Raw genomic sequence first — 7,158 nt, forward strand, 5'->3', positions numbered from 1 at the left:
CATCAATTTGAAGAGTATCGTTGGCCAGGTTATTTCGCTGGTCTGTTTAATGTAGTTATATTTAAAAGTGATATACCAGATCGCTATCCATTAAATACGCAATCTGCTATGGTAATAAATATTTTGATTGCGTATGTTTTTTATTTACTTCCGTTTTTCTTTCCAAATATTATATGGCTTGGGCTGGCACCTATTTTAATGGGATTTTTTCAATTCATATGGCATGGTATTTTTGCGAATATAAAAGCTAAAACAATATACAATCCAGGATTAGGTGCGGTTGTATTGCTACATGTTCCGATTGGTTATGCATATATGAGATATGTTCTTTTACACAATTTAGCCACAAATTCGGATTGGATATTAGGGATAGTCTATTTTCTAGTAGCTACCTATTTTTTAATTATAAAAGGAAATATGTTACTGAAAAGTAAGGAGACAATTCATTACTTTTCTAAAAAGCAATTAGGTCCGTACAATGATTCATTAAAGTGATTCAGAAGGAATTTTGGATGCTGAAGAGAGTACAAGGGGCCACCATACATGCCCATCAACTTAAGAAATTGTACCCCCAAAAGTATCGAACTTTCTAAACAAGCTTAACAGAAAGGTTCACCAAAGTAATCTACAAAAAAGGGACTAAGAAATATTTCTTAGTCCCTTTTTTCTCAATCTTACTTATTGAAGAAACTTATGAAAAGTGGAAAAAAAGAGAGATAACGAGCGTTATATTTATGGAACTATTAGGACTTAAGAAAAATATTTTTTATAAAATACTAAAAGAATATGAAGAGAACAAATTACAGCCTAAATAAAGCATATGGGCCGAATATTCCTTAGAGTAGGAAATTCGGCTCATTTTATGTCGGAATTTGCTTAGCGTATATTTTCGTTAATTATCTTAACTAGTCGTTACGTATGACTTTACAGCATTCGATGCAAAGTTATCGGTTTTTTGGATGCAAATTTATGGATTAAGTCATACAATTACGCACTATTTTTAATGAATCAATATTTACTTGTTTCTTCAACTAAGTTCGTCCGAATCTTTTTCTACAAAATCACTAAAGTCATCTCCCCAATCACAGATGGCTGTTACAACATTCTCTAGTTGATGACCAATTTTACTAAGTTCATACTCAACCTTAGGAGGTACTACGGGGTATACACATCGAGTAATTATTTTATCATCTTCTAATTCTCTCAATTGTCTAATCAACATACGTTGATTAACTTCAGGCAGCTTTTTTTGTATTTCACTTAATCTTAATGGGGAACGTTGTAACAAACACCATATAATTGCTATTTTCCAACGACCGCCAATCACAGATAAAGCCAAATCTTTTCCAGTAAAAAATTCTTTGTCCTTATAATGAATAACCATTAATTTTCAGTCCTTTCTCTTTAAAAATGTTTATAGTGACAAATATGTCAGTATTGTAATTAAGATTATAAGGTGTAATCTTAGTAGTGTAAACATTAATAAACAAAAGAAAGTAGGGATTCATTTGAAAAGTAGAGCTGCTGTTGCATTTAAGCCAGGAGAGCCACTTCAAATCGTAGAAATCGATGTAGAAGAGCCAAAAGCAAAAGAGGTATTAGTAAAAATATTATATACTTCTGTCTGTCATACAGATGCTTTTACATTATCAGGTGACGACCCAGAAGGAGTATTTCCTGCTGTATTAGGTCATGAAGGTGCCGGTGTTGTCGTTTCAGTAGGTGATGAAGTTACTTCACTAAAACCTGGTGATCATGTTATTCCACTATATACACCTGAATGCGGAGAATGTAAATTCTGTCGTTCTGGTAAAACAAACCTATGTAGTGCTGTACGAGAAACACAAGGTAAAGGTTTAATGCCTGATGGAACAACTCGCTTCTCTTATAACGGAGAGCCACTTTATCATTACATGGGAACTAGTACATTCAGTGAATATACAGTTGTGAATGAAATTAATTTAGCAAAAATCGACGAAAACGCTCCGTTAGATAAAGTTGCCTTATTAGGGTGTGGTGTAACGACAGGTATTGGTGCTGTACACAACACTGCAAAAGTCGAAGAAGGAGCTGTGACAGCTGTATTTGGTTTAGGAGCGATTGGATTAGCTGCTATTCAAGGACTAGTTCAAGCGAAAGCAAGCCGAATTATTGCAGTTGACCTGAATCCTCAAAAATGGGAACTAGCTAAAAAAATGGGAGCGACTGATTTTGTGAACCCTGCAGATTATGATCGCCCAATTCAAGAAGTTATAGTCGAAATGACAGACGGAGGCGTGGACTATAGCTTTGAATGTATTGGTAATGTTGAAGTAATGAAGTCTGCTCTTGAAGCATGTCATAAAGGTTGGGGCGAAAGTATTATTATCGGTGTAGCCGGTGCTGGTAAAGAGATTCATACTCGTCCATTCCAATTAGTAACGGGTCGAGTATGGCGTGGATCAGCCTTTGGTGGAGTTAAAGGAAGATCTGAGCTTCCAGAAATGGTCGAAGATTATATGAAGGGTGAAATTGATTTGGATTCATTTATCACTCATCATTTAGAATTTAAAAACATCAATGAGGCATTTGACTTACTACACAAAGGTGAATCCATTCGTACGATTTTAACTTATGGAGAGTGAGATAATGAGTCTTACATGTATTGAACAACATCGTTCTTTCGAAGGAGAGCAACGTAAGTATAGCCATTATTCAGAAGTCTTGCAATGTGATATGAAATTTAGTATCTACTTACCATCAAATAAAGAAAAGAAAAAAGTCCCACTTATATGGTGGCTATCTGGTTTAACTTGTACAGATGATAATTTTAGTCAAAAAAGTGGATTTCAACGTTTGGCTGAAAAGCATCAAGTTGCAGTGATTATGCCAGATACTTCACCACGTGGAGAATACGTTTCTGATATTGCATCATGGGATCTTGGACAAGGGGCAGGTTTTTATTTAAATGCTACCCAGGATCCTTGGGCACAGCATTATAAAATGTATTCGTATATAGTAGATGAATTAACATCCATTGCTGCGACTATTGTACCTAACTTTTCAGGTGAAGAAAGCATAATGGGACATTCAATGGGAGGGCACGGGGCGTTAGTGATTGGTTTAAAAAATGCTAAGAGATTCAAAGCGATTTCTGCTTTTTCGCCAATCCTAACCCCTAGTCAAGTTCCATGGGGAATAAATGCTTTCACCTCTTATTTAGGTGAAGACAAAAATTCTTGGAAACAATGGGATGCTTCAGAATTAATTAAAGAAGACACGATTCCACCTATTCTTATTATGCAAGGTAGTCAAGACGAGTTTTATCCAAAACAATTGGAAGAGCATATTTTCTTAGAGAATGCTCAAAAAAATAGTCAAATGGTAACTTATAAAAAAATGGAGGGCTATGATCATAGCTACTTCTTTATTTCCACTTTCTTAAATGAGCATTTCTCTTTCCATATGAAGTATTTAAGATGATTCTTATTTACAACAATAGCCACTTCCAATGGCATATGAAGTATTTAAGTTTACATCAAAATATAGTAACAAAAGTATCCGCATGTAGAGATGTGGGTACTTTTGATTATTATATTTTGTCATATTATATCGTTTGTAAAAACAAATAAATTGGGAGGAAGAGTTCATGTGGATTAAAAAAATGTTATTTAATTACCGTGTTAAACCATCCTTATTAAAATCTCGTTATGAGATTGAAAAGGAAAATCGACAAGTTGACTTATTTGAAAGTTCAACTGAAACGTCTAAACCCGTTTCTATAAGAGATACAAGATCATACATTCAGCCTAATACTAAAACATTAGAAGACGTAATTAATTACTTAGCAGCTATCCACGAAATACCTTCTCTCTCTGTGGATAAGAATAAAATGCTTTGGCCATTAATATCCAAATGCTGAATGTAAAAAATAGCTATAATTTTGTCGCTTTCTATATCAAATATTTGAGTTGTTGGGGGGTACCGTTTATATGGAAATGAAAAAAATGTTAAACAATGACCGTATTAAACCATATGTATTAAAAGCACGTTTTGGCGTTGAAAAAGAAAGTCAACGAGTTGATCTATCAGGAAGTTTAGCTAAAACAGAACATCCCAATAGTATTTCAGTAAGAGATGATCATCCTTATATTCAGCGGGATTTCTCTGAAACACAGATGGAACTAATTACACCTGTTACCGAGACACTAGGAGATTTATTTAATTACTTAGCAGCTATCCATGATGTAGCCTATCGTTCTATGGGGGAAAACGAAATGCTTTGGCCATTAAGCATGCCACCACAGTTGCCCGAAAAAGAAGAAGATATTGTTATTGCGAAACTTAATAATCATGAAAATGTTTTATATCGTCGATATTTATCTAATTCTTATGGTAGACGAAAACAAATGATTAGTGGTATTCATTACAATTTTGAATTTAGTGATGATTTGATTCAGGCATTATTTGAATTACAATCAGAAATAAAGGATTATTATCAATTTAAAACAGAAATTTATCTGAAAGTCACAAGGAATTATTTACACTATCGATGGTTAATAACTTATTTTTTTGGTGTTTCTCCTAGTAGTGAAAAGAATTTCTTTGAAATAAATCCTTTAAATGGCGCCGTAAGAAGCATTAGAAATAGTAAACATGGTTATAGTAATGAAAATGATGTTCAAGTATCCTATAGTAGTTTACAGAACTATATATCTGATCTTTCTTCGCTGGTGAATAAAGGGGTTTTATTAGAAGAAAAAGAATTTTATGCCTCTGTCCGTTTAAGGGGCGGTCCTCAAGTTTCAGATTTAAAAAATCATGGTATTCGTTATATTGAATTAAGAAACCTAGATTTAAATCCTTTTGAAACATATGGAATTAGCCATGAACAAGCAGAATTTCTACATCTTTTCCTTATCTATTTACTCTGGATTGACCAAGACGATAATAATGATGAATGGGTAAAAATCGGTGACTTTCAAAATAATGTAGTGGCTCTTGAACATCCGTTAGAACATACGCAATTTAAAACAGATGCTGAGCGTATTATTGATGAAATGGAACATTTAACAGGGCTGTTAGACATAACGATTTCGAATACCTTGTTTGTTAACTTGAGAGAAATGCTAACAGATCCAAGTAAAACTTTAGCTGGAAGACTTTATAAAGAGATTATAAAAAGTAGTCAAAGTCAGGTAGCTTACCGTATTGCTAAAGAAAATTATAAAAAAGCATGGGATAAACCATATCAACTATCAGGATTTACTGACATGGAGTTGTCTACACAAATTTTAATGTTTGATGCTATTCAACAAGGAATACAAGTAGACGTTTTAGATCGACAAGATCAATTTTTAAAACTACAGCTAGGAAATCATGTTGAATATGTGAAAAATGGGAATATGACAAGTAAAGATAGTTATGTATCACCATTAATTATGGAAAATAAAACAGTAACAAAGAAAATTCTTCAACAGCATGGATTTCGTGTACCAATAGGTGAGGAATTTAGTGATATAGAAAAAGCTTTACGTTCCTATGATATATTTGCAGGAAAGCCTTTTGTCGTTAAACCAAAAACAACAAATTATGGTTTAGGAATATCTATTTTTAAAGAAGACGGAGCAAGTTACGAAGACTATCAAAAAGCACTCACATTAGCATTTAAAGAGGATTCATCAGTATTAATAGAAGAATTTATTAATGGAACAGAATATCGATTTTTTGTGCTAGATGACAAAGTTTCTGCCGTTTTATTACGAATTCCTGCCAATGTTATAGGAGACGGTTCACATACAATTGAAGAGTTAGTCGCTCAAAAGAACCTGAATTCATTAAGAGGAATGGACCATAGAACACCTTTAGAAAATATACAATTAGGTGAATTAGAGGTCCTAATGCTTAAAGGTCAAGGGTATCGAAAAGATTCAATTCCAACAAGTGATGAAATTGTTTTCCTGCGAGAAAATTCTAATGTCAGTACAGGTGGAGACTCAATTGATGTGACAGATCAAATTCCCGATGATTATAAGAAAATTGCCGTAGATGCTGTGTCGGCACTTGGAGCTAATATTAGTGGTATTGATTTGATTATTGAAAATACAGAAGTTCCTGCAGCTAATAAAAATGCTTATGGAATTATTGAGGCAAACTTTAATCCATCGATGTATATGCATATATATCCGTATAAAGGTAAATCCAGACGTTTAACTATCTGTATATTACATTATTTATTCCCTGAACTATCAAAAAAATAATTTAGAAGTTTTCGAGATGTTAGAGGGATTAGTACAAAAATTGTAAATGATGTAACAAATGGAGACATTACTTTTTAATTAATTGGGACCTCTGAGAGGTCCCAATTTAAATTATTATTTTAGAAACAGGCTTATGAGAAATGAGTTATTGGAATGCAAGTTTGAAGAAGATAAAATAGGGGGCATATCAGTGGAAAATTTAGAAAGATATTTTGACTTATTTGATCAATCAAGAACAAGTGAAAAAGGGATACAGCCGAGATATACATGTTATCTATACTTAGGAGTAAAAACCTTAATTTAAATACATGTAAACAATGTGTTTGACAACGATCCTTGCAACATCGAAGTCTACAACCGTTCGTTGCCCTCAAGGTAACTAAATACATTGTTTACTTAGTTAAGATATCAAATATTTAACGTATCTTATCACTCAATTTTTCTTCTTAGAATACTTTAAATACTCCTGATTTTCATAGTATAGATAATACACGTACCTTGGCTGTACCCCAACGTAATAGTTGATATAAAACTTACGTTAAGCAAATTTTCACTATTTGATTCTTTAAAAAAAGTAGTAAACTAAGTAATCGGTTCCTTAACGTACAGGAATCAGTTTAAATATGTCTAAAATGTGTCTAAACGTACAATTTTCTTTTTGGGGTATGGTAACCCACATCCATCAACTTAAGAATTTTATAACACCGCAAAACGAGAGAATGTACATTTTCACATGAAGATGTACATTCTCTCGTTTTGGAGATATTTGTATTTCTTATCTGGATAGCCATATGTGTACTACCAAGTATAGAACGGTACTTTTTATATATTTTCTTTCGTAATAGTGACCCCATATTCTCTATAAAAATCTATAATTACAGATGCATTCACACCCAAATCTAATAGATTTTCCGGAAAG

General features: G+C 33.1%; 6 protein-coding genes and 1 pseudogene. 6 read left to right on the forward strand and 1 reads right to left on the reverse strand.

The annotated features are described in order from the left end of the window. Positions 1–495, forward strand: a 495-nt coding sequence (locus ACLBWW_RS28420) for an HXXEE domain-containing protein (RefSeq protein WP_447614398.1), incomplete at its 5' end; no start/stop codon positions are given. Between the two features lie 176 nt (positions 496–671). Beyond that, positions 672–815, forward strand: a pseudogene (locus ACLBWW_RS28425) (recombinase family protein); the annotation flags it as partial. 212 nt (positions 816–1,027) lie between these two features. On the opposite strand, the gene ACLBWW_RS28430 reads toward ACLBWW_RS28425, so the two are convergent. Beyond that, a complete protein-coding gene (locus ACLBWW_RS28430; RefSeq protein WP_000234701.1) occupies positions 1,028–1,384 on the reverse strand; it encodes a winged helix-turn-helix transcriptional regulator in 357 nt (118 codons plus the stop codon). Positions 1,385–1,508: 124 nt separating this feature from the next. Here ACLBWW_RS28430 and ACLBWW_RS28435 point away from each other — a divergent pair, with 124 nt between their 5' ends. The 4 genes from ACLBWW_RS28435 (at position 1,509) to gshAB (ending at position 6,239) form a co-directional block, all read left to right on the forward strand. Continuing rightward, entirely contained in the window at positions 1,509–2,624 is a 1,116-nt protein-coding gene (locus tag ACLBWW_RS28435; RefSeq protein WP_107135162.1) for an S-(hydroxymethyl)glutathione dehydrogenase/class III alcohol dehydrogenase, read from the forward strand. A gap of 4 nt (positions 2,625–2,628) precedes the next feature. Then, positions 2,629–3,462: an S-formylglutathione hydrolase gene (fghA, locus tag ACLBWW_RS28440; protein WP_107135163.1), complete on the forward strand. Its 834-nt coding sequence runs from the start codon at positions 2,629–2,631 to the stop codon at positions 3,460–3,462. A 166-nt stretch (positions 3,463–3,628) separates the two neighbouring features. Next, positions 3,629–3,901, forward strand: coding sequence for a UDP-N-acetylmuramoylalanyl-D-glutamate--2,6-diaminopimelate ligase (locus ACLBWW_RS28445; RefSeq protein ID WP_097861307.1), 273 nt, complete (start codon positions 3,629–3,631; stop codon positions 3,899–3,901). A 70-nt stretch (positions 3,902–3,971) separates the two neighbouring features. Beyond that, positions 3,972–6,239 (forward strand): bifunctional glutamate--cysteine ligase GshA/glutathione synthetase GshB, encoded by a 2,268-nt coding sequence (gshAB, locus tag ACLBWW_RS28450; protein ID WP_107135165.1) that lies wholly within the window; start codon positions 3,972–3,974, stop codon positions 6,237–6,239. The last annotated feature ends 919 nt before the right edge of the window (positions 6,240–7,158 follow it).

It is taken from the genome of Bacillus sp. M5A3_1b (assembly GCF_053345335.1).